We start from the raw sequence: 20,520 nt of genomic DNA, 5'->3' as shown, positions 1-20,520 counted from the left end.
CCGGTACGTCCGGCACCGCCTGATTTTCCGAACAATTCCAACGGTACGCAGACCCGCTATGAGTTCAGCCCTGTCCATCCGGCAGCTAACCAAGACCTACGGCAACGGTTTCCAGGCCCTCAAGGGCATCGACCTGGATGTCGCCGAAGGTGACTTCTTCGCTTTGCTCGGCCCCAACGGCGCCGGCAAATCCACCACCATCGGCATCCTTTCGACCCTGGTGAACAAGACCAGCGGCAGCGTCAGCGTCTTCGGCCATGACCTCGATCGCCAGCCCGCCGCGCTCAAGCGCAGCATTGGCGTGGTGCCGCAGGAGTTCAACTTCAACCAGTTCGAAAAGACCTTCGATATCGTCGTGACCCAGGCGGGTTACTACGGCATCCCGGCGAAGCTCGCCAAGGAGCGCGCCGAGCAGTACCTGACCCAGTTGGGCCTGTGGGACAAGCGCGACGTGCCGTCCCGCTCGCTGTCCGGCGGCATGAAGCGCCGTCTGATGATCGCCCGTGCGCTGATCCACGAACCGCGCCTGCTGATCCTCGACGAGCCCACCGCCGGCGTGGATATCGAGCTGCGCCGGTCGATGTGGAGCTTCCTCACCGAGCTGAACCAGAAGGGCATCACCATCATCCTCACGACGCACTACCTCGAGGAGGCCGAGCAGCTGTGCCGCAATATCGGCATCATCGACCACGGCACCATCGTCGAGAACACCAGCATGCGCCAGTTGCTGGGCAAGCTGCATGTCGAGACCTTCGTTCTCGACCTCAGGCGTGACCTGGCCCAGGCACCACAGCTGGCTGGTTATCCGTGCCGCCTGATCGATGCGCATACCCTGGAAGTCCAGGTGGACAAGGATGTGGGCATCACCGCGCTGTTCGGCCAGTTGGCCCTGCAGAACATCGAGGTGACCAGCCTGCGCAACAAGACCAACCGTCTCGAGGAGCTGTTCGTGTCCCTGGTTGAAAAGAATCTGTCCAAGGTGGCGATATGAGCTCGGAACTGCGCGCCAACCTGGTCGCCCTCAACACCATCGTCTATCGCGAAGTACGCCGTTTCACGCGGATCTGGCCGCAGACCCTGCTGCCCCCGGCGATCACCATGGTCCTGTACTTCGTCATCTTCGGTAACCTGATCGGCCGGCAGATCGGCGACATGGGTGGCTTCAGCTACATGGAGTACATCGTGCCGGGGCTGATCATGATGTCGGTGATCACCAACTCCTACGGCAACGTGGTCTCGAGCTTCTTCGGCAGCAAGTTCCAGCGCTCGATCGAGGAACTGATGGTCTCGCCGGTGTCGCCGCACATCATCCTCATCGGCTACACCCTGGGCGGTGTACTGCGCGGCCTGGCGGTGGGCGTGATCGTGACCTTGCTGTCGCTGTTCTTCACCCATCTGCAGGTGCACCACCTGGGGATTACCGTGCTGGTGGTGCTGCTGACCGCCACCATCTTCTCCCTGCTGGGCTTCATCAACGCGGTGTTCGCGCGCAACTTCGACGATATCTCGATCATCCCGACCTTCGTCCTGACGCCGCTGACCTACCTGGGCGGGGTGTTCTACTCGATCAACCTGCTGCCGCCGTTCTGGCAGACCGTGTCGTTGGCCAACCCTGTGCTGCACATGGTCAACTCGTTCCGCTACGGCATCCTCGGCGTGTCCGATATCAGGATCGGCGTGGCCATCACCTTCATGCTGGTAGCGACCGCCGTGCTGTATTTCGGCTGCGTGCGCCTACTGATCAGCGGGCGCGGAATGCGCAGCTGATTTGGCCTTGCGCCGGCGCCACTGCCTGCCCACCCACCAGCGCCAATAGAGCATGGTCAGGCAGTAGGCGAGGGCGCCGAGCAGCACGCCACACACTACCGAACCCAGCAGGAACGGCTGCCACAGGGTCGACAGCTGCTCGGTGATCCAGTCGAAGGTGATTTCCTCGGGCAGGGTGCGCGGCGGGATGCCCATCAGCCACGCGCCCATCTGGTAGGTGCAATAGAACACCGGTGGCATGGTGATGGGGTTGGTCAGCCAGACCAGGCTGACGGCGATCGGCATGTTGCCGCGCACCAGCACCGCCAGGCTGGCGGCCAGGAGCATCTGCAACGGCATCGGGATGAACGCGGCGAAGATCCCCACGCCCATGGCCCGGGCCACGGAATGGCGATTCAGGTGCCAGAGGTTGGCGTCATGCAGCAACCGACCGAGAAATCGTAAGGACTTGTGTTCCCGGATGCTCGTCGGATCGGGCATGTAGCGTTTGAAAAGTCGACGCGGCATGTGGGGTCTCGGCGGTCGAAAGGGGGCAAGTATGCACGTATTACAAACTGTGCCCATTCAGACTTTGTGACAATTAATAAGTGAGCCCTTCCCCGGCATGGACTAAGCCTGCTGGGTCGTTGTGTTTCTTCGGGGTTGGGCTCATGCGCACAAGGATGTTGGCGCTCTTGTCCGGGCTTCTGTGTCCGGTCTTTCTGCCCGTGTTGCCGTCTGTCGGTGCGCTGGTGATCTTCGCGGTGCTGGGGTTTCTGTGCCTGTGGCGGCGTGTTTTCCCGTTGGCTTTTTTCCTTTTCGGGCTGTGCTGGGCCAGCCTGTCGGCGCAGAGTGCGCTGGATGATCGTCTGGCGCGTGAACTGGATGGCCGTACCTTGTGGATCGAGGGACGGGTGGTGGGTTTGCCGGAGCAGAATGGAGGGCGGGTCCGTTTCGAGTTGCAGGATCCCCGGTCGCGCCGTGCCGAACTGCCGCAGCGGGTGCGGCTGACGTGGCAGGACGGCCCGCCGGTCAACAGCGGTGAGCACTGGCGCCTGGCGGTCAACCTGAAGCGTGCGCAGGGGCTGCTCAATCCCCATGCCCTGGATAGCGAAGCCGCTTTACTGGCCCGCGGCATCGGTGCCCTGGGTTCGGTCAAGGACGGCGAGCTTCTGGTGCCGGCCAGCGGTGCCTGGCGCGACGGCATCCGCCAGCGTTTGCTGGCGACTGATGCGCAGGGTCGCGAGGCCGCGCTCGCCGCCCTGGTCCTGGGTGACGGGGCCGGGCTGGCACGGGAGGACTGGAATGTGCTGCAAGCCACCGGGACCGTGCACCTGCTGGTGATTTCCGGCCAGCATATCGGCCTGCTCGCCGGGCTCGTCTATGGCCTGGTGGTCATGCTGTTTCGTCTCGGCTGGTGGCCGCGGCGCCAGCCCTGGCTACCCTGGGCATGCGGCCTGGCCTTTGCCGGCGCCCTCGGCTATGGCTTGCTGGCCGGGTTCCAGGTCCCGGTACAGCGCGCCTGCGTCATGCTGGCGGTGGTGCTGCTCTGGCGTTTGCGCTTTCGCCACCTGGGCATTGCCTGGCCAGTGCTGATTGCGGCCAATGGCGTGCTGCTGTTCGAGCCGCTGGCCGCCTTGCTGCCGGGATTCTGGCTGTCGTTCGCCGCGGTGGCGGTATTGGTGATGGTGCTCAGCGGTCGACTGGGGGCCTGGCCGATCTGGCTGGCCTGGGGTCGGGTGCAATGGTTTATCGCCATCGGCTTGCTCCCGGTACTGCTGGTGCTGGGTTTGCCGGTCAGTCTTGGCGCGCCCTTGGCCAACCTGTTCGCGGTGCCCTGGTTGAGCATCCTGGTATTGCCGCTGGCCCTGGCGGGAACGGTGCTGTTGCCGCTGCCAGTCGTGGGCGAAGGCTTGCTGTGGCTGGCGGGCGGTCTGCTTGGCTGGCTGTTCGATCTGCTCGGCGGGATGGCCGCCTGGCGTCCGGCCTGGATTCCTCCGGCATTGCCGCTGTGGAGCTGGCTGCTGGTCTGTATCGGTGCCGTTCTGCTGCTGTTGCCCGCCGGCCTGCCGATGCGCGTGCTGGGCTGGCCCTTGTTGTTGCTGGCCGGATTCACCCCGCGCGAGGCGCTTCCGCCGGGGCAGGTGGATGTCTGGCAACTGGATGTCGGCCAGGGGCAGGCCTTCTTGTTGCGAACCCGAGGGCATGCGCTGCTCTACGACGCCGGTCCGGTGCGCGGGGAGGTGGACCTTGGCGAGCGCGTCGTGCTGCCGAGCCTGCTCAAGCTTGGCGTTGGCCAACTGGACCTGATGCTGATCAGCCACGCCCATGCCGACCACGCCGGAGGTGCGCTGGCGGTACAGCGCGGCCTGCGAGTGCGCCGGGTGATCGCTGGCGAGCCGGGCGAGGCGGAGGATCCTTGCGCGAGCGGCGAGGCATGGGAGTGGGACGATGTGCGCTTTTCCCTGTGGCAGTGGGCGGATGCAGATGACAGCAACCAGCATTCCTGCGTATTGAAGGTGGAAGCCTCCGGCGAAACCCTGCTGCTGGCCGGTGATATCGACCGCTTCGCCGAGGACGCCTGGCTGCAAGGCCCCCAGGCCGGGCCCGTGGATTGGCTGCAGGCGCCGCACCACGGCAGTCGCACCTCCTCCAGTGCGCGCTTCCTCGATGTCCTGCGCCCGCGTGGCGTGTTCATCTCCCGTGGCCGCCACAACGGCTTCGGTCATCCGTCGCCCCTCGTCATGGCCCGTTACGCCGCAAGGCAGATCGCCACCTACGACAGTGCGCTGCTCGGCGCCGTGCATCTGCGCCTCGGCAGTTCCAGCGTCCCCCGTGGCCTGCGCGAGCAGCGCAGATTCTGGCGCGAACCGACATGACAACCTTCGGCAGTCACGGCCCCTATGGTAGAGTGCAGGACTTTTTCCGAGGGGGTCCTTACTGTGTGGGAATTGGTCAAGTCCGGTGGTTGGATGATGCTGCCGATCATTCTGAGTTCCATCGCTGCCATGGCTATCGTCGCCGAACGCCTGTGGACCCTGCGTGCTGCCCGCGTGACCCCGCCGCACCTGCTTGGCCAGGTCTGGCGCTGGATCAAGGACAAGCAGCTGACTACCGATAAACTCAAGGAACTGCGCGCCGATTCGCCCCTGGGCGAGATCCTCGCGGCCGGCCTGGCCAACTCCCGTCATGGTCGCGAGATCATGAAGGAGTGCATCGAGGAAGCCGCGGCCCGGGTCATCCATGAGCTGGAGCGCTATATCAACGCCCTCGGCACCATCGCTGCGATGGCGCCGCTGCTGGGCCTGCTCGGCACCGTGCTGGGGATGATCGACATCTTCAGCTCGTTCATGGGCTCGGGCATGACCGCCAACGCCGCCGTGCTTGCCGGTGGTATCTCCAAGGCACTGATCACCACGGCGGCCGGCCTGATGGTGGGTATCCCGGCGGTATTCTTCCACCGTTTCCTGCAGCGCCGCATCGATGAACTGGTGGTGGGCATGGAGCAGGAGGCGATCAAGCTGGTCGAAGTACTGCAGGGCGACCGTGACGTCGATCTGGCCGAGGGCAAGGCGTGAAATTCCGGCGCAAGCAACGCGAGAACGTGGATATCAACCTGGCGTCGTTGATCGACGTGGTGTTCATCCTGTTGCTGTTCTTCGTGGTCACCACCACCTTCACCCGCGAGACCCAGTTGCGCGTCGAGCTGCCGGAAGCGTCCAGCGGCGCGCCGATGCCCGAGTCCGAGCAGAAGCTGGTGGAAATCACCATCAGCGCCGAGGGTGTGTATTCGGTGAACAACCACCTGCTGCCCAAGAGCGACCTGGCGACCCTGACCGAGGCCCTGCAGAAGGAGTCCGGCGGTGACACCAAGCTGCCGCTGGCGATCAGCGCCGACGGCAAGACCCCGCACCAGGCGGTGGTCACAGCGATGGACGCGGCCGGCAAGCTCGGCTTCAGCCATCTGCGCATGACCACGGTCGAGGCGGCGCCGGGGACGCCCTGATGGCCTTCTCCGACCGTCTGCTGCAGGCCTGGTACAAGGGCCATCCGCTGCTCGCCCTGCTGTCGCCCCTCGAAGCCCTGTACCGCAAGGTGGTGCGCGGCAAGCGCCAGCGCTTCCTGGCGGGCGAGGGCATGATCTATCGCGCGCCGGTGCCGGTGCTGGTGGTGGGCAACATCACCGTCGGCGGCACCGGCAAGACGCCGCTGATCCTCTTTCTGATCGAGCATTGCCGCCAGCGCGGGCTCAAGGTGGGCGTGGTCAGCCGTGGCTACGGGGCCAGGCCGCCGCAGTTGCCGTGGCGGGTGCGGGCCGAGCAGCCGGCTGAACACGCGGGTGATGAACCCTTGCTGATCGTGCAGCGCAGCGGCGTGCCGCTGATGATCGATCCGGACCGTTCCCAGGCCGTCCGCGCGCTGCTCGAGGCCGAGCCGCTGGACCTGATCCTATGCGACGACGGCATGCAGCATTACCGCCTGGCCCGGGATCTGGAACTGGTACTGATCGACGCCGCCCGCGGCCTTGGCAATCGCCGTTGCCTGCCGGCCGGACCGCTGCGTGAGCCGGTCGAGCGTCTGGCCGAGGTGGATGCATTGCTCTACAACGGCGCCACGGCCGATCGCGATGACGGTTTTGCCTTTACCCTCCAGCCCACTGCGCTGGTCAATCTGCGCAGCGGCGAGCGTCGCCCGCTGACGCATTTCCCTGCCGGGCAGGCCCTGCACGCGGTGGCCGGGATCGGCAACCCGCAGCGCTTCTTCAATACCCTGCGCGGACTGGACTGGAAGCCGGTCGAGCATCCCTTCGCCGATCATGCCGCCTTCAGCGCCGAAGCCCTGGCCTTCACGCCGTCTTTGCCGCTGGTGATGACCGAGAAGGATGCTGTCAAATGCCGCAGTTTCGCGGCGGATGACTGGTGGTATCTTGCCGTGGACGCGCAGCCGTCGCCGGCCTTCGTGGGCTGGCTCGACGCGCAGCTGATACGCCTGCTGCCGAAGGTCCGGCAGCCCTGATTCTTTTCGTTTTCGGCCACCGGCCTGAGGAACAACCATGGACACCAAACTGCTCGATATCCTCGCTTGCCCGATCACCAAGGGCCCGCTCAAGCTCAGCGCCGACAAGACCGAGCTGATCAGCAAGGGCGCCGGCCTGGCCTACCCGATTCGCGACGGCATCCCGGTGATGCTGGAAAGCGAAGCCCGGACCCTGAGCGACGATGAGCGCCTGGACAAATGAGCCTGGCGTTCACCGTAGTGATTCCGGCACGCCTGCGCTCGACGCGGCTGCCGAACAAGCCGCTGCTGCTGATCGCCGGCAAGCCGATGATCCAGCATGTCTGGGAGCAGGCACGCAAGAGCAGCGCCAATCGCGTGGTCATCGCCACCGATGACGCGAGCATCGTCGAGGCCTGCAAGGCATTTGGCGCCGAGGTCCTGCTGACCCGTGCCGACCATGAATCCGGCACTGACCGCCTGGCTGAAGTGGCCGCGGCGCTCGGCCTGCCTGCCGATGCCATCGTGGTCAATGTGCAGGGCGATGAGCCGCTGATTCCGCCGTCGATCATCGACCAGGTGGCCGCCAACCTGGCTGCCCATCCGGAAGCCGGTATCGCCACCCTCGGCGAGCCGCTGGAGTCGGTCGAGGCGCTGTTCAATCCCAATGTGGTCAAGGTAGTTGCCGACCTCAATGGCCTGGCCCTGACCTTCAGCCGTGCGCCGCTGCCCTGGGCCCGCGATGCGCTGGCGCAGACGCGCGAGCAACTGCCGGAAGGCGTGCCATATCGCCGCCATATCGGCATGTACGCCTACCGTGCCGGCTTCCTTCAGGACTTCGTCGGCTGGGGCCCATGCTGGCTGGAGAAGACCGAGGCCCTGGAGCAGTTGCGTGCCCTCTGGCATGGCGTGCGCATTCACGTCGCCGACGCCCTGGAAGCGCCGCCAGTGGGTGTCGACACCGCGGAAGACCTCGAGCGCGTACGGCGCTTGCTGGAGGTCTGATGCGCGTCCTCTTCGTGTGCCTGGGCAATATCTGCCGCTCGCCGACTGCCGAGGGCGTGCTGCGCCATCAGTTGACCGAAGCCGGTCTGGCCGAAGTGATTGAGGTGGCGTCAGCCGGCACTGGCGACTGGCATGTCGGCAATCCCCCGGACAGCCGTACCCGGCGTGCCGCGCAGTTGCGCGGCTATGACCTGTCGGCGCAACGGGCGCAGCAGGTCGGCGTCGAGGACTTCAATCGCTACGACCTGATCCTGGCCATGGACAAGAGCAACCTGGCCAACCTGCAGGCGATGCGTCCGGGTCATGCCAGTGCCGAGCTGGACCTGTTCCTGCGCCGCTACGAAGGGGCGCTGGACGAAGTCCCGGATCCTTACTATGGCGGCGAGCAGGGCTTCGAGCATGTGCTCGACCTGATCGAGGCGGCCTGTCGCGGCCTGGTCATCGAATTGAAGGGGCGGCTATGAGCGCCAAGGTTGAATCGCAGGTTTCCCTCAAGCCTTACAACAGCTTCGGTATCGATGCCGAGGCGCGCCATTTTGCCCAGGCGCGCAATGACGACGAGGTGCGTCAGCTGCTGGCCTACGCTGCCACCGAGGACCTGCCGGTCCTGGTGATTGGCGGTGGTAGCAACCTGTTGCTGACCCGTGACGTCACCGCGCTGGTCCTGCGCATGAACAGCCGCGGCATCCGCGTGCTTTCGGATGATGGCGAGCGGGTGGTGGTCGAGGCGGAGGCGGGGGAGACCTGGCATCCGTTCGTGCAGTGGACCCTGGCCCAGGGCCTGGTCGGTCTGGAAAACCTCAGTCTGATTCCCGGCACTGTCGGAGCGGCGCCGATGCAGAATATTGGCGCCTATGGTGTGGAGATCAAGGATGTCTTCGCCGGCCTGACCGCGCTGGATCGCCAGACCGGTGACCTGCGCGACTTCAGCCTGGAAGAGTGTGATTTCGCCTACCGCGACAGCTACTTCAAGCGTAATCCGGGGCGCTGGATCATTCTGCGGGTGCGTTTCGCCCTTAGTCGGGTAGCGCCGCTGCATCTGGACTATGGCCCGGTGCGTCAGCGCCTGGCGGAGCGGGGCATAGAGCAGGCGACGGCCAGTGACGTCAGTGCAGCGATCTGCAGCATTCGTGCGGAGAAGCTGCCGGATCCGGCGGTGCTGGGCAATGCCGGGAGCTTCTTCAAGAACCCGGTGGTCAGTGCCGAGCTGGCCCAGGGTATCCGTGACGGGCACCCGGGTGTCGTGGCTTATCCGCAGGCTGACGGCCAGGTGAAGCTGGCGGCGGGCTGGCTGATCGAGCAGGCGGGCTGGAAGGGCTATCGCGATGGCGATGCCGGGGTGCACAAGATGCAGGCGCTGGTGCTGGTGAACTATGGCCAGGCGACTGGCGAGCAGTTGCATGAGCTGGCACAGAAGATCCAGGGCGACATTCTCGAGCGGTTCGGTGTCGAGCTCGAGATGGAGCCGAATCTGTATTAAAAGGCCTGCGCAGAACCTGTGGGAGCTGGCTTGTCGGGGCGCCGAACCGCAGCGATTGCGGTAGTGAATTCACCATGGCAATCGCTGGCAAGCCAGCTCCCACAGGGTCCTCCGTTGTTCTTTCGGACCAGGTAATAAAAAGCCCCGCCAGTCTTCACTGGCGGGGCTTTTTTTCAGCCTTTGGAAATCAGAAGTGCGGTTTCTGCTCTTCGGTGGTTTCCAGGGCGTTCGGTGCTTCCTCGGTGACCTGCGCTTCAGCCTCGGCCGCTGCGGCGGCCGCGGCAGCAGCGGCTGCTTCGGCTTCACGCTTGCGACGGCGGACTTCACGCGGATCGTTCGGCGCACGGCCGTTCGATGGCACCGCGGCAGGTGCTTCAGCCGGAGCAGGCTCGGCGGCTGGCGCTTCGACGACCACTGCCGGGGCTTCTTCGACAACGACTGGCGCTGGCGCTTCAACCACTGGCTGAACCTCGACCACCGGCTCCTGGGCTTGCGGCTGCTCTTCGACAATCACCGGCTCAGGCGCGGCTTCGACCACGGCGGCAGGCGCTTCGACAGGTTGCTCGACAGGCTGTGGAACGACTTCGACCACCGGCTCGACGCTCGGCTCGACCGCTTCGACAGCAGCAGCCGGTTGCTCGACCGCTGGCGCGATGCTTACTTCAGCCACTTCCTCGGCCGGTTTCACGGCTTCGGCGACTTCGGCGATCTCGGCAGCCTGGGATTGCACAGGCGCAGGTTCGACCTGTGGCGCGCTTTCCTCGACGGTGGCGGTAGCGCGTTCGGCCTGGGCGTGGGCCTCGGCTTCGGCGTTGGCGCTGATGGCGCTAGTGGCGACAGCAGCAGTGACGGCCAGGCCGGCAGCCAGTTCGGCACCGCTAGCTTCCTGGCCTTCTTCACCGCCCTCTTCGCTACCTTCGATCAGCTCGCCATTGGCATCACGCTGACGCTCACGACGGTTGCTGCGACGACGCTGGCCACGGGAGCGACGACGTGGACGTTCGCCTTCGGCGCCTTCCTGGTTGTCATCCTGCAGCAGTTCTTCGTTCGGCAGTTGCTCCTCGGCAGCTTCGGCAGCCTGCTCGGCAGGGCGTGGCTGGCGCTCTTCGCGCGGTGGGCGCGGCTGGCGCTCTTCACGAGGGGCACGTTCTTCACGTGGAGCACGCTCTTCGCGAGGCTGACGCTCTTCACGCGGTGCACGCTCTTCACGTGGTTGACGCTCTTCACGCGGTGCGCGTTCTTCGCGAGGCGCGCGTTCTTCACGCGGGGCACGCTCAGGACGCTCTTCACGCACGACCGGTGCAGCCGGAGCGGCATCCAGTGGCTCGCGCAGTTCGCGGACCGGGCGGTCCTCGCGAGGGCGACGCTCTTCACGCGGAGCACGTTGTTGACGCTCTTCACGTGGTGCGCGCTCTTCGCGAGGCTGACGCTCTTCACGTGGGGCGCGTTCTTCACGCGGCTGGCGCTCTTCACGCGGTGCACGCTCGGCACGCTCTTCGCGCGGCTTGCGATCTTCATCGCGACGGCCGTTGCGGTTGCGGCTCTGCTGGCGACCGTTGCGGCGCTCTTCGTTGCGCTGCGGACGCTCGGCAGCGGCTGGCTTCTCGGCGGCTGCAGCCGGAGCGGCAGGCTCTTCCTTGCTGCCGGCGAACAGGCTGACCAGCGACTTGACCAGGCCCTTGAACAGGCTTGGTTCCGGTGCGCTGTGCACAGGTGCGACAGGCGCGGCGGCTTCAGGTTGCTCGGCGGCCACCGGGGCGTTGCCACGGGCCGGGGCGGTCTTCACGGCGGCTTCCTGGCGAACCAGGGTGCGGGTCGCGGCGGCTTGCGGCGCTTCCTCGACTTCGGCAGCAGCGATCTCGTAGCTGGACTGGGCGCTCAGGGCTTCCGGGTTGTCATCGCGCAGGCGCTGGACTTCGAAGTGCGGCGTCTCGAGGTGATCGTTCGGCAGGATGATGATGCGTGCGCGGGTACGCAGTTCGATCTTGGTGATCGAGTTGCGCTTCTCGTTGAGCAGGAATGCAGCGACCGGGATCGGCACCTGGGCGCGGACCTCGGCGGTGCGGTCCTTCAGGGCTTCTTCTTCGATCAGGCGCAGGATCGCCAGGGACAGGGACTCGACGTCACGGATGATGCCGGTGCCGCTGCAGCGCGGGCAGACGATGCCGCTGCTTTCACCCAGGGACGGACGCAGGCGCTGACGGGACATTTCCAGCAGGCCGAAGCGCGAGATGCGGCCGACCTGGACGCGGGCGCGGTCGGCTTCCAGGCATTCGCGGACTTTTTCTTCCACGGCGCGCTGGTTCTTGGCCGGAGTCATGTCGATGAAGTCGATGACGATCAGGCCGCCGATATCGCGCAGACGCAGTTGGCGGGCGATTTCCTCGGCCGCCTCCAGGTTGGTCTGCAGGGCGGTTTCCTCGATGTCGCTACCCTTGGTGGCGCGCGCCGAGTTGATGTCGATGGAGACCAGGGCTTCGGTCGGGTCGATCACGATCGAGCCGCCGGACGGCAGGTCGACCACGCGCTGGAAGGCGGTTTCGATCTGGCTCTCGATCTGGAAGCGGTTGAACAGCGGGACGCTGTCTTCGTACAGCTTGATCTTGCTGGCGTACTGCGGCATCACCTGGCGGATGAAGGTCAGGGCTTCTTCCTGGGCGTCGATGCTGTCGATCAGCACTTCGCCGATGTCCTGGCGCAGGTAGTCGCGGATGGCGCGGATGATGACGTTGCTTTCCTGGTAGATCAGGAAAGGTGCGGCGCGGTCCTGGGAGGCTTCCTTGATCGCGGTCCAGAGTTGCAGCAGGTAGTCGAGGTCCCACTGCATTTCTTCGCTGCTGCGGCCGAGGCCGGCAGTGCGCACGATCAGGCCCATGTCGGCCGGGGCGACCAGGCCGTTCAGGGCTTCGCGCAGTTCATTGCGTTCTTCGCCTTCGATGCGACGGGAGATGCCGCCGGCACGCGGGTTGTTCGGCATCAGCACCAGGTAACGGCCGGCGAGGCTGATGAAGGTGGTCAGGGCGGCGCCCTTGTTGCCACGCTCTTCTTTCTCGACCTGGACGATGACTTCCTGGCCTTCGCTCAGTACTTCCTTGATGTTGACCCGACCTTCCGGGTTCTTCTTGAAGTATTCGCGGGAGATTTCCTTGAGTGGCAGGAAGCCATGGCGTTCGGAGCCGAAGTCGACGAAAGCGGCTTCGAGGCTGGGTTCGATGCGGGTGATCCGGCCCTTGTAGATGTTGGCCTTCTTCTGCTCGCGTGCACCGGACTCGATGTCCAGGTCGTAGAGGCGCTGGCCATCTACCAGAGCAACACGCAACTCTTCGGGTTGAGTCGCGTTAATCAGCATTCTTTTCATGTAATACCGTCGGTTTCCGGGCTGCCGGAAACGGCGTTCGGCACACACGACTTCTCACGGTCGGTGTCAGGGTGCGTCAGGGGTGGCGGGCCATCCCGTGTCCAGCGACTTGCGGTTGACTGTTGACCAGTGCTGCCGAAGCCGCGACGACGCGTCCTGCTTGCTGTTGTGTCATATGCACGTCAGTCAGGAGGAGGAATCAGCCTTCGTCCGTGGACGCCCGGAGGCATCCTGTTTCGAGACCAGGTCCGGCGTTGCAGCCTGGACGCGGTACTACACGGTCCGACGGTTGTGCATCTCCACCCTACACGTATCCCTGATAATCGGGTGCTGCCGCGCGCTGAATCCGCAACGGGTTGCATTTATCGCCGGCTCCGTACGGGAGCCCGCGCAGTTTATGGCTAAGGCAGGTATTTCCGAAGCATCCGCCATGACTGCGTGAAAGCGTTGGCACTGAGAAGAGTGGCATCGAAAAAAAACGGGAAGGGAGGGTCAAAAAGCCGCTCTTGTTGTTTTTTATCGGTCTTCTCTCATCGGCGCTGGTGGCGATTCCAGGCATTTCTGTAAACTGGCGAAAGCCCCGTCGGACGGCCTCGCGTCCTCGAGAATTGCGTAGGTCAGGGCCGGCTTGAAGCCATTGGTCCGCTGGCCAGCCGCTTTTGGCGGCGTTCGCGACTATAGCAGCAATGATTAAGTGCTTCAATTCCATAAAAAATTGTTATGATCCGCCAAATGACGACCTCTACCCCCCCGGCTTCCAGCGTCCAGCTGATCGAAGTCCCGCCGGAACTTGCCGGCCAGCGTATCGACAACTTCCTTGTCAATGTCCTCAAGGGCGTTCCCAAGACCTTGATTTACCGCATCTTGCGTAAAGGCGAGGTGCGGGTGAACAAAGGCCGCATCAAGCCCGAATACAAGATCCAGGCCGGTGACATCGTGCGGGTCCCGCCCGTTCGTCTGCCCGAGCGCGACGAGCCGGTGCCGGTGGCCCAGGGCCTGTTGCAGCGCCTGGAGGCGGCCATCGTCTACGAAGACAAGGCGCTGATCGTGCTCAACAAGCCGGCCGGCATCGCCGTGCATGGCGGCAGCGGCCTGAGCTTCGGCGTGATCGAGGCGTTTCGCCAGTTGCGTCCGGATGCCAAGGAACTGGAACTGGTGCATCGCCTCGACCGCGACACCTCCGGCCTGCTGATGATCGCCAAGAAGCGCAGCATGCTGCGCCACCTGCACACCATGCTGCGCGGTGATGGCGTGGACAAGCGCTACATGGCGCTGGTCCGTGGCCATTGGGCGACCAGCAAGAAGCAGGTCAATGCACCGTTGCTCAAGAGCAACCTGCGTTCCGGCGAGCGCATGGTCGAGGTCAATGACGAAGGCAAGGAGGCGTTGACCGTCTTCCGCGTGCTGCGCCGCTTCGGCGATTTCGCCACCATGGTCGAGGCCCGCCCGATCACTGGTCGTACCCACCAGATTCGTGTTCACGCCCTGCATGCCGGCCATTGCATTGCCGGCGACAGCAAGTACGGCGATGAAGACTTCACTCGCGAGATCCGTGACCTGGGCGGCAAGCGCCTGTTCCTGCATGCCTATGCCCTGACCGTGCCGCTGCCGGATGGCGGCGAGCTGAAACTCGAGGCCCCGGTGGACGAAATGTGGGCCCAGACCGTGGAGCGCCTGAGTGCAACGTGATTACGACCTGCTGATCTTCGACTGGGACGGCACCCTCGCCGATTCCATTGGCCGCATCGTCGAGGCGATGCATGCCTCGTCCGAGCGTGCCGGCTATGCGCTGTGCAGCGACGAGGCGGTCAAGGGCATCATCGGCCTGGCCCTGCCCGAGGCGATCAGCACCTTGTATCCGCACCTGGTCGAAGCTGAGGTCATGGCTTTCCGTCAGCACTACGCCGATATCTACATGGCCCTGGACGATCGTCCTTCGCCGCTGTTCCCTGGCGTGGTCGAGGCGCTGGATGGCTTCCGCGCCGAGGGCTACCGCCTGGCGGTGGCCACCGGCAAGGCCCGGCGCGGGCTGGATCGTGTGCTCAAGGCCAATGGCTGGGAAAACTTCTTCGATATCACCCGCGCCGCCGACGAAACCCGCGGCAAGCCGCACCCGCTGATGCTCGAGGAAATTCTCGCGCACTGCCAGGTGCCGGCCTCGCGGGCGTTGATGGTTGGCGACTCGTCGTTCGACCTGCTGATGGCGCAGAACGCCGGCATGCACTCGGTAGCGGTGGGTTATGGTGCGATGTCGCTGGAGACGTTGAGCGTTCACCAGCCGCAGTTGTCTATCGAACACTTCTCACAGTTGCCGGCCTGGCTCGCCCGGGCGGCAGCACCAGTATTTCCAGGGTAGGTAAAGCATGGCTGACGAGTGGAAAGCGCCTCGTGACGAGGACGGCGAAGAGCAGAAAAGCTGGAAATTGCTGGAAAAGACCCTGCTGGCCAGTGTCCAGGAGCAGCGTCGGGCGCGGCGCTGGGGGATCTTTTTCAAGCTGCTGACCTTCTGCTATCTGTTCGGTCTGCTGTTCCTGTTCTCGCCGTTGGCGAAGATGGAAAAGAACGCTGTCGGCGGCAACGGGCACACTGCGCTGATCGAGGTGCGCGGGGTGATCGCCGACAAGGAAGAGGCCAGCGCCGACAACATCATCGGCAGCCTGCGTGCGGCGTTCAAGGATCCGAAGACCAGGGCCGTGGTGCTGCGCATCAATAGTCCGGGCGGCAGCCCGGTGCAGGCCGGCTACGTGTATGACGAGATCCGTCGCCTGCGTGGCGAATATCCGGATATCAAGCTGTATGCGGTGATCACCGATCTCGGTGCTTCCGGCGCGTACTACATCGCCAGTGCGGCGGACCAGATCTACGCCGACAAGGCCAGTCTGGTCGGCTCCATCGGGGTGACTGCGGCCGGCTATGGCTTCGTCGGGGCCATGGAAAAGCTCGGTGTCGAGCGTCGCACCTACACCTCCGGCGAGCACAAAGCCTTCCTCGATCCGTTCCAGCCGCAGAAGCCGGAGGAAACCGCATTCTGGCAGAGCGTGCTGGATACGACCCACAAGCAGTTCATCGCCAGCGTCAAGCAAGGGCGTGGCGAACGCCTGAAGGACAAGGAGCATCCCGAGCTGTTCAGCGGGTTGATCTGGTCTGGCGAGCAGGCCGTGGACCTGGGCCTGGTGGATGCCCTGGGCAGTGCCGGCTATGTGGCGCGTGAAGTAGTCGGGGAAAAGGACCTGGTGGACTTCACCATCGAGGAGTCGCCGTTCGATCGCTTCTCCAAGCGTCTGGGGGCGAGCGTTGCCGAGCACCTGGCGATGTGGATGGGCTTCCAGGGGCCGAGTCTGCGCTGATGCTGCGCTGCTAGTAAAAAGCCGACCTCAAGGGTCGGCTTTTTACTGGGCGTCCGGCCAGGCACAAACCCCTGTGGGAGCTGGCTTGCCAGCGATGAGGCCGGCTTGAGCAATGATGCTGTCAGGTCTGGCCCTATCGCTGGCAAGCCAGCTCCCACAGGGGGTGAGGTGTGGTCGAGGTTCAGGGCACGCTCACGCCTTCCTTTATAAGCATGTCCACCAGGCGAATCAGCGGCAGCCCGATCAGGCTGGTCGCATCGCAGCCATGAGTGCCCTGGAACAGGCTGACACCCAGCCCTTCGCACTTGAAGCTGCCGGCACAGTCATAGGGTTGCTCGATCCGCAGATAACGCTCGATACGCGCCAGGTCCAGTTCGCGCATATGCACGCTGAACGGCACGCAATCCACCTGGCATTCACCGGTTGCGCTGTTGAGCAGGGCGATGCCGGTGAGGAAGGTGACATGATTGCCGCTCGCCGCCAGCAACTGCTCGCAGGCCTTGTCGAAGGTGTGCGGTTTGCCGAGAATCTGTTCACCGAGCACTGCCACCTGGTCGGAGCCGATGATCAGGTGGGCAGGGTGGCGGTCGGCGAGGGCGAGGGCTTTTTCCCGGGCCAGGCGCTTCACCAGGTCGACGGCGGGTTCGTCTTCGAGGCGCCGTTCGTCGATATCCGGCGAGGCGCAATCGAAGGGCAGGTGCAGGCGCGCCAGCAATTCGCGCCGGTAAGGTGAGCTGGAAGCCAGTATCAGCGGTAGCATGAAGTACTCCAGTGCAGGTTCGCCGATTCTAACATGTTGGGCCGGGACGGAATTTCCTTTGACAGAGGCAGGGGGCATCCCTAGAATGCTGCGCCTATGTTGAATGACCCGATTCCACCTCACGTTGACCCGCGCAAATTGGCCGATCGTGGCGTTTCCATCGAAGGAAGCGTACCGCTCGCCGATTTGGAGAGACTCTGCGACCCGCTTTCCGACACTGTCGGTACGGTGCAGGCCAAATTCGATTTTGAGCGAGACGAGCAAGGCTCGGTGGTTTTCCACACCGACCTGAATGTTTCGGTCAAGATGGTTTGCCAGCGTTGTCTTGAGCTGGTCACCCTGCCGATCCACAGCGAATGTACTTACGCCGTGGTGAAGGAGGGTGCGAATACCCAGTCGTTGCCGAAAGGTTATGACGTGCTGGAACTGGGCGAGGATCCTTTGGATCTGCGGGCGCTGGTCGAGGAAGAGCTGTTGCTCGCCTTGCCCATCGTGCCTGCTCATCATCCGGAAGAATGCCAGCAGCCGGCGGGCGCCGATGAGCCCGAACCGAGCGAGGACGAGGTAAAGCGGTCCAACCCGTTCAGTGTATTGGCGCAGTTAAAGCGTGACCCAAACGTTTAGGAGTTAATCAATTATGGCTGTTCAGCAGAACAAAAAATCCCGCTCTGCCCGTGACATGCGCCGTTCGCACGATGCCCTCGAAGCCAACGCCCTGTCCGTAGAGAAAACCACCGGTGAAGTTCACCTGCGTCACCACGTTTCGCCAGAAGGCGTATACCGTGGCCGTAAAGTGATCGACAAGGGCGCTGACGAGTAATCCTTGTCCGCTCAGATCATTGCGATCGACGCAATGGGCGGGGACTTCGGTCCCCGCAGCATTGTCCAGGCAAGCCTTGCTTGTCTCTCGGCTACTCCCTCGCTGCACCTGACCCTCGTCGGTCAACCCTCCCTCCTTGAAGATCTGATCGCTGGCCAGTCGGCTGTGGATCGCGCGCGCCTGCAAATCGTCGGGGCGAGCGAGGTGATCGGCATGGACGAGCGGCCTTCCCAGGCGTTGCGTGGCAAACCCGATTCGTCGATGCGCGTCGCCCTCGAATTATTGCGTGATGGCAAGGTCCAGGCCTGCGTCAGCGCCGGCAATACCGGTGCCTTGATGGCGTTGTCACGCTATGTGCTGAAAACCCTGCCCGGCATCGATCGCCCGGCGATGGTGGCGGCAATCCCGACCCAGACCGGCTACTGCCAGTTGCTCGACCTTGGCGCCAATGTCGATTGCAGCGCCGAGCACCTGTACCAGTTCGCCGTGATGGGCTCGGTGGCGGCCCAGGCCCTGGGGGTTTCCCGGCCGCGGGTGGCGCTGCTGAATGTCGGCACCGAGGACATCAAGGGCAACCAGCAGGTCAAGCTGGCGGCCAGCCTCCTGCAGCAGGCCCGTGGCCTGAACTACATCGGTTTCATCGAAGGTGACGGCCTGTATCGCGGCGAGGCGGATGTGGTGGTGTGCGACGGTTTCGTCGGCAATATCCTGCTCAAGTCCAGCGAAGGCCTGGCGACCATGATCGGTGCGCGCATCGAGGCGCTGTTCCGCAGTGGCGTGGCCTCGCGCCTGGTCGGAGCGATGGCCATGCCGCTGCTCAAGCGCCTCAAGGCCGACCTGGCGCCGGCGCGACATAATGGCGCAAGTTTCCTCGGCCTGCAGGGCATCGTCATCAAAAGCCATGGCTCCGCCGGTGTGCAGGGCTTCCAGAGCGCGATCCAGCGGGCCCTGATCGAAATCCAGGAAAACCTGCCCGAACGCCTGCACGGCCGCCTCGAGGATCTGTTGCTTTAGGCATAATCGCCAGGAAGTGGTTAAATGTGACCGCTTGGTTCTCGTTACCATCCAACTTTCGGTTTTCTTGTGTCCAGCTTCGGCTGGACACTCATTTTCGACGACAAGATCACTAGGGGCTTGTTCAATGTCTGCATCCCTCGCATTCGTCTTTCCCGGTCAAGGTTCGCAGTCCCTCGGCATGCTCGCCGAGCTGGGTGCCCAGTATCCGCTGGTCATCGATACCTTCCGTGAGGCCTCCGAGGCACTGGGCTACGATCTCTGGGCGCTGATCCAGGACGGCCCGGAAGAGCAACTCAATCAAACCGACAAAACCCAGCCGGCCATCCTGACCGCATCGATCGCCCTGTGGCGTGTGTGGGAGGCCGAAGGCGGCGCGCGTCCGGCGTATGTCTCCGGTCACAGCCTGGGTGAATACAGTGCATTGGTCGCCGCTGGCAGCCTGACCCTGGCCGATGCAGTCAAGCTGGTCGAGCGCCGTGGCCAGCTGATGCAGGAAGCCGTGCCGGCCGGGCAGGGCGCCATGGCGGCGATCCTCGGCCTGGACGACGCCGATGTCGTGGTCATCTGTGCCGAAGCGGCCCAGGGCGAAGTGGTCAGCGCGGTCAACTTCAACTCGCCAGGCCAGGTGGTCATCGCCGGTGCCAAGGCGGCGGTCGAGCGTGCGATGGAAGGCTGCAAGGCCCGCGGCGCCAAGCGCGCCCTGCCGCTGCCGGTCAGCGTGCCGTCGCACTGCGAGCTGATGCGTCCGGCGGCCGAGCGCTTTGCCGAGTCGGTCAACGCCATCGAGTGGAAGGCCCCGGCCATTCCCGTGGTGCAGAACGTCAGCGCGGCCGTGCCGGCTGATCTGGAAGTCCTCAAGCGCGACCTGCTGGAGCAGTTGTACAAGCCGGTCCGCTGGGTCGAGTGCGTGCAGACCCTGGCTGCCCAGGGTGCGGTGCAACTGGTCGAGTGCGGTCCTGGTAAAGTGCTGGCCGGCCTCAACAAGCGTTGCGCCGACGGCGTGACCACCTACAACCTCAATACCCCGGATGCCTTCGCCGCCGCCCGTGCGGCGCTGGCCTGATTAGGAGAGCTTGCATGAGTCTGCAAGGTAAAGTTGCACTGGTCACTGGCGCAAGCCGTGGCATCGGCCAGGCCATCGCCCTGGAGCTGGGTCGTCTGGGCGCTACCGTGATCGGTACCGCTACCTCCGCGTCCGGCGCCGAGCGTATCGCCGAGACCCTCAAGGAACACGGTATCACCGGCACCGGCCTGGAACTCAACGTTACCAGCGAAGAGTCCGTGGCGGCTGTCCTGGCGACGATCCAGGAGCAGTTCGGCGCGCCGGCGATCCTGGTCAACAACGCCGGCATCACCCGTGACAACCTGATGATGCGCATGAAAGACGACGAGTGGTTCGACGTCATCGACACCAACCTGAACAGCCTCTACCGTCTGTCCAAGGGCGTCCTGCGCGGCATGACCAAGGCTCGCTGGGGTCGTATCATCAGCATCGGTTCGGTGGTGGGTGCCATGGGCAACGCCGGCCAGGCCAACTACGCTGCTGCCAAGGCTGGCCTGGAAGGCTTCAGCCGTGCGCTGGCGCGTGAAGTCGGTTCCCGCTCCATTACCGTGAACTCGGTCACTCCGGGCTTTATCGACACCGATATGACCCGCGAGCTGCCTGAAGCACAGCGCGAAGCGCTGCAGACGCAAATTCCGCTGGGTCGTCTGGGCCAGGCCGATGAGATCGCCAAGGTGGTCGCATTCCTGGCTTCCGACGGTGCGGCTTACGTGACCGGCGCCACCATTCCGGTCAACGGCGGGATGTACATGTAGTTAAATGTGACGGATTGTTTTAAAAAAATGTCATACGAGCTGACTAAAATCCGTTATAAAGCTGCAACCAAATTCCAGGGGAGTCGGTGGGTGTGATGGGGGAGGGGCGCGTTGAGCTTGAAAAGCAGGCGCCTTTCTATAAACTTACACACCGGCCAGCTGCCTGACATATGT

At 64.1% G+C, this 20,520-nt stretch carries 21 protein-coding genes; 18 read left to right on the top strand and 3 right to left on the bottom strand.

The features are described from left to right. The first annotated feature begins 58 nt into the window (after positions 1–58). Both AC2CQI_RS12415 and AC2CQI_RS12410 read left to right on the top strand, forming a co-directional pair. Positions 59–991, top strand: a complete 933-nt coding sequence (locus tag AC2CQI_RS12415) for an ABC transporter ATP-binding protein (RefSeq protein WP_484580324.1) — start codon at positions 59–61, stop codon at positions 989–991. Next, positions 988–1,767: an ABC transporter permease gene (locus AC2CQI_RS12410; protein ID WP_484580323.1), complete on the top strand. Its 780-nt coding sequence runs from the start codon at positions 988–990 to the stop codon at positions 1,765–1,767. Before AC2CQI_RS12415 ends, AC2CQI_RS12410 begins: the two co-directional genes overlap by 4 nt. Here the strand turns inward: AC2CQI_RS12410 and AC2CQI_RS12405 are convergent. Beyond that, on the bottom strand, positions 1,735–2,274 hold the full coding sequence (locus AC2CQI_RS12405) for a DUF2062 domain-containing protein (RefSeq protein ID WP_075803876.1): 540 nt from the start codon (positions 2,272–2,274) through the stop codon (positions 1,735–1,737). The genes AC2CQI_RS12410 and AC2CQI_RS12405 overlap by 33 nt on opposite strands. Positions 2,275–2,417: 143 nt before the next feature. On the opposite strand from AC2CQI_RS12405, the gene AC2CQI_RS12400 reads away from it, so the two are divergent. The 8 genes from AC2CQI_RS12400 to murB all read left to right on the top strand — a co-directional run bounded on the left by AC2CQI_RS12400 (position 2,418) and on the right by murB (position 9,226). After that, entirely contained in the window at positions 2,418–4,625 is a 2,208-nt protein-coding gene (locus AC2CQI_RS12400; RefSeq protein WP_484580322.1) for a DNA internalization-related competence protein ComEC/Rec2, read from the top strand. A gap of 63 nt (positions 4,626–4,688) precedes the next feature. Further along, positions 4,689–5,324 carry a MotA/TolQ/ExbB proton channel family protein gene (locus tag AC2CQI_RS12395; RefSeq protein ID WP_178392004.1) on the top strand — a complete coding sequence of 212 codons (636 nt, stop codon included), beginning with the start codon at positions 4,689–4,691 and terminating at the stop codon, positions 5,322–5,324. Beyond that, a complete protein-coding gene (locus AC2CQI_RS12390; RefSeq protein WP_009406888.1) occupies positions 5,321–5,752 on the top strand; it encodes an ExbD/TolR family protein in 432 nt (143 codons plus the stop codon). The genes AC2CQI_RS12395 and AC2CQI_RS12390 overlap by 4 nt, the downstream gene beginning before the upstream one ends. Then, entirely contained in the window at positions 5,752–6,762 is a 1,011-nt protein-coding gene (gene lpxK, locus AC2CQI_RS12385) for a tetraacyldisaccharide 4'-kinase (RefSeq protein ID WP_484580321.1), read from the top strand. The genes AC2CQI_RS12390 and lpxK overlap by 1 nt, the downstream gene beginning before the upstream one ends. A gap of 37 nt (positions 6,763–6,799) precedes the next feature. Beyond that, a complete protein-coding gene (locus tag AC2CQI_RS12380; protein ID WP_045187141.1) occupies positions 6,800–6,985 on the top strand; it encodes a Trm112 family protein in 186 nt (61 codons plus the stop codon). Further along, positions 6,982–7,746, top strand: coding sequence for a 3-deoxy-manno-octulosonate cytidylyltransferase (kdsB, locus tag AC2CQI_RS12375; protein WP_075803880.1), 765 nt, complete (start codon positions 6,982–6,984; stop codon positions 7,744–7,746). Before AC2CQI_RS12380 ends, kdsB begins: the two co-directional genes overlap by 4 nt. Beyond that, positions 7,746–8,210, top strand: coding sequence for a low molecular weight protein-tyrosine-phosphatase (locus tag AC2CQI_RS12370; RefSeq protein ID WP_075803881.1), 465 nt, complete (start codon positions 7,746–7,748; stop codon positions 8,208–8,210). The genes kdsB and AC2CQI_RS12370 overlap by 1 nt, the downstream gene beginning before the upstream one ends. Next, a complete protein-coding gene (murB, locus tag AC2CQI_RS12365) occupies positions 8,207–9,226 on the top strand; it encodes a UDP-N-acetylmuramate dehydrogenase (protein WP_484580320.1) in 1,020 nt (339 codons plus the stop codon). The genes AC2CQI_RS12370 and murB overlap by 4 nt, the downstream gene beginning before the upstream one ends. A gap of 187 nt (positions 9,227–9,413) precedes the next feature. On the opposite strand, the gene rne is transcribed toward murB, so the two are convergent. Then, complete coding sequence (gene rne / locus AC2CQI_RS12360; protein ID WP_484580319.1) at positions 9,414–12,584, bottom strand: ribonuclease E; 3,171 nt, start codon at positions 12,582–12,584, stop codon at positions 9,414–9,416. Between the two features lie 732 nt (positions 12,585–13,316). Between rne and rluC the strand changes: the two genes are divergently transcribed. From rluC to AC2CQI_RS12345, 3 genes are read left to right on the top strand one after another with little or no spacing between them, the layout of a single operon-like run. Next, positions 13,317–14,273: a 23S rRNA pseudouridine(955/2504/2580) synthase RluC gene (gene rluC / locus AC2CQI_RS12355; protein WP_075803993.1), complete on the top strand. Its 957-nt coding sequence runs from the start codon at positions 13,317–13,319 to the stop codon at positions 14,271–14,273. Beyond that, positions 14,263–14,940 (top strand): HAD family hydrolase, encoded by a 678-nt coding sequence (locus AC2CQI_RS12350; RefSeq protein WP_484580318.1) that lies wholly within the window; start codon positions 14,263–14,265, stop codon positions 14,938–14,940. Before rluC ends, AC2CQI_RS12350 begins: the two co-directional genes overlap by 11 nt. 7 nt (positions 14,941–14,947) lie before the next feature. Continuing rightward, entirely contained in the window at positions 14,948–15,931 is a 984-nt protein-coding gene (locus AC2CQI_RS12345; RefSeq protein ID WP_484580317.1) for a S49 family peptidase, read from the top strand. A gap of 181 nt (positions 15,932–16,112) precedes the next feature. Here the strand turns inward: AC2CQI_RS12345 and AC2CQI_RS12340 are convergent, their stop codons facing one another. Continuing rightward, complete coding sequence (locus AC2CQI_RS12340) at positions 16,113–16,691, bottom strand: Maf family protein (RefSeq protein WP_484580316.1); 579 nt, start codon at positions 16,689–16,691, stop codon at positions 16,113–16,115. Between the two features lie 96 nt (positions 16,692–16,787). On the opposite strand from AC2CQI_RS12340, the gene AC2CQI_RS12335 reads away from it, so the two are divergent. From AC2CQI_RS12335 to fabG, 5 genes are all read left to right on the top strand, one after another. After that, complete coding sequence (locus AC2CQI_RS12335; protein ID WP_075803887.1) at positions 16,788–17,315, top strand: YceD family protein; 528 nt, start codon at positions 16,788–16,790, stop codon at positions 17,313–17,315. Between the two features lie 13 nt (positions 17,316–17,328). Beyond that, entirely contained in the window at positions 17,329–17,511 is a 183-nt protein-coding gene (gene rpmF / locus AC2CQI_RS12330; RefSeq protein WP_009406838.1) for a 50S ribosomal protein L32, read from the top strand. Positions 17,512–17,514: 3 nt separating this feature from the next. Continuing rightward, the gene (gene plsX / locus AC2CQI_RS12325; protein ID WP_484580315.1) at positions 17,515–18,525 is read left to right on the top strand and encodes a phosphate acyltransferase PlsX; all 1,011 of its coding nucleotides are present in this window, start codon (positions 17,515–17,517) and stop codon (positions 18,523–18,525) included. A 127-nt stretch (positions 18,526–18,652) separates the two neighbouring features. Beyond that, a complete protein-coding gene (gene fabD, locus AC2CQI_RS12320) occupies positions 18,653–19,591 on the top strand; it encodes an ACP S-malonyltransferase (protein WP_484580314.1) in 939 nt (312 codons plus the stop codon). 14 nt (positions 19,592–19,605) lie between these two features. Beyond that, positions 19,606–20,346, top strand: a complete 741-nt coding sequence (gene fabG, locus AC2CQI_RS12315) for a 3-oxoacyl-ACP reductase FabG (RefSeq protein WP_075803890.1) — start codon at positions 19,606–19,608, stop codon at positions 20,344–20,346. Positions 20,347–20,520: the final 174 nt, after the last annotated feature.

Source organism: Pseudomonas sp. P2S-1, assembly GCF_057197725.1.
The sequence above is the reverse complement of the archived record's forward strand: the minus strand, read 5'-3'. Positions and strand labels throughout refer to the sequence as shown.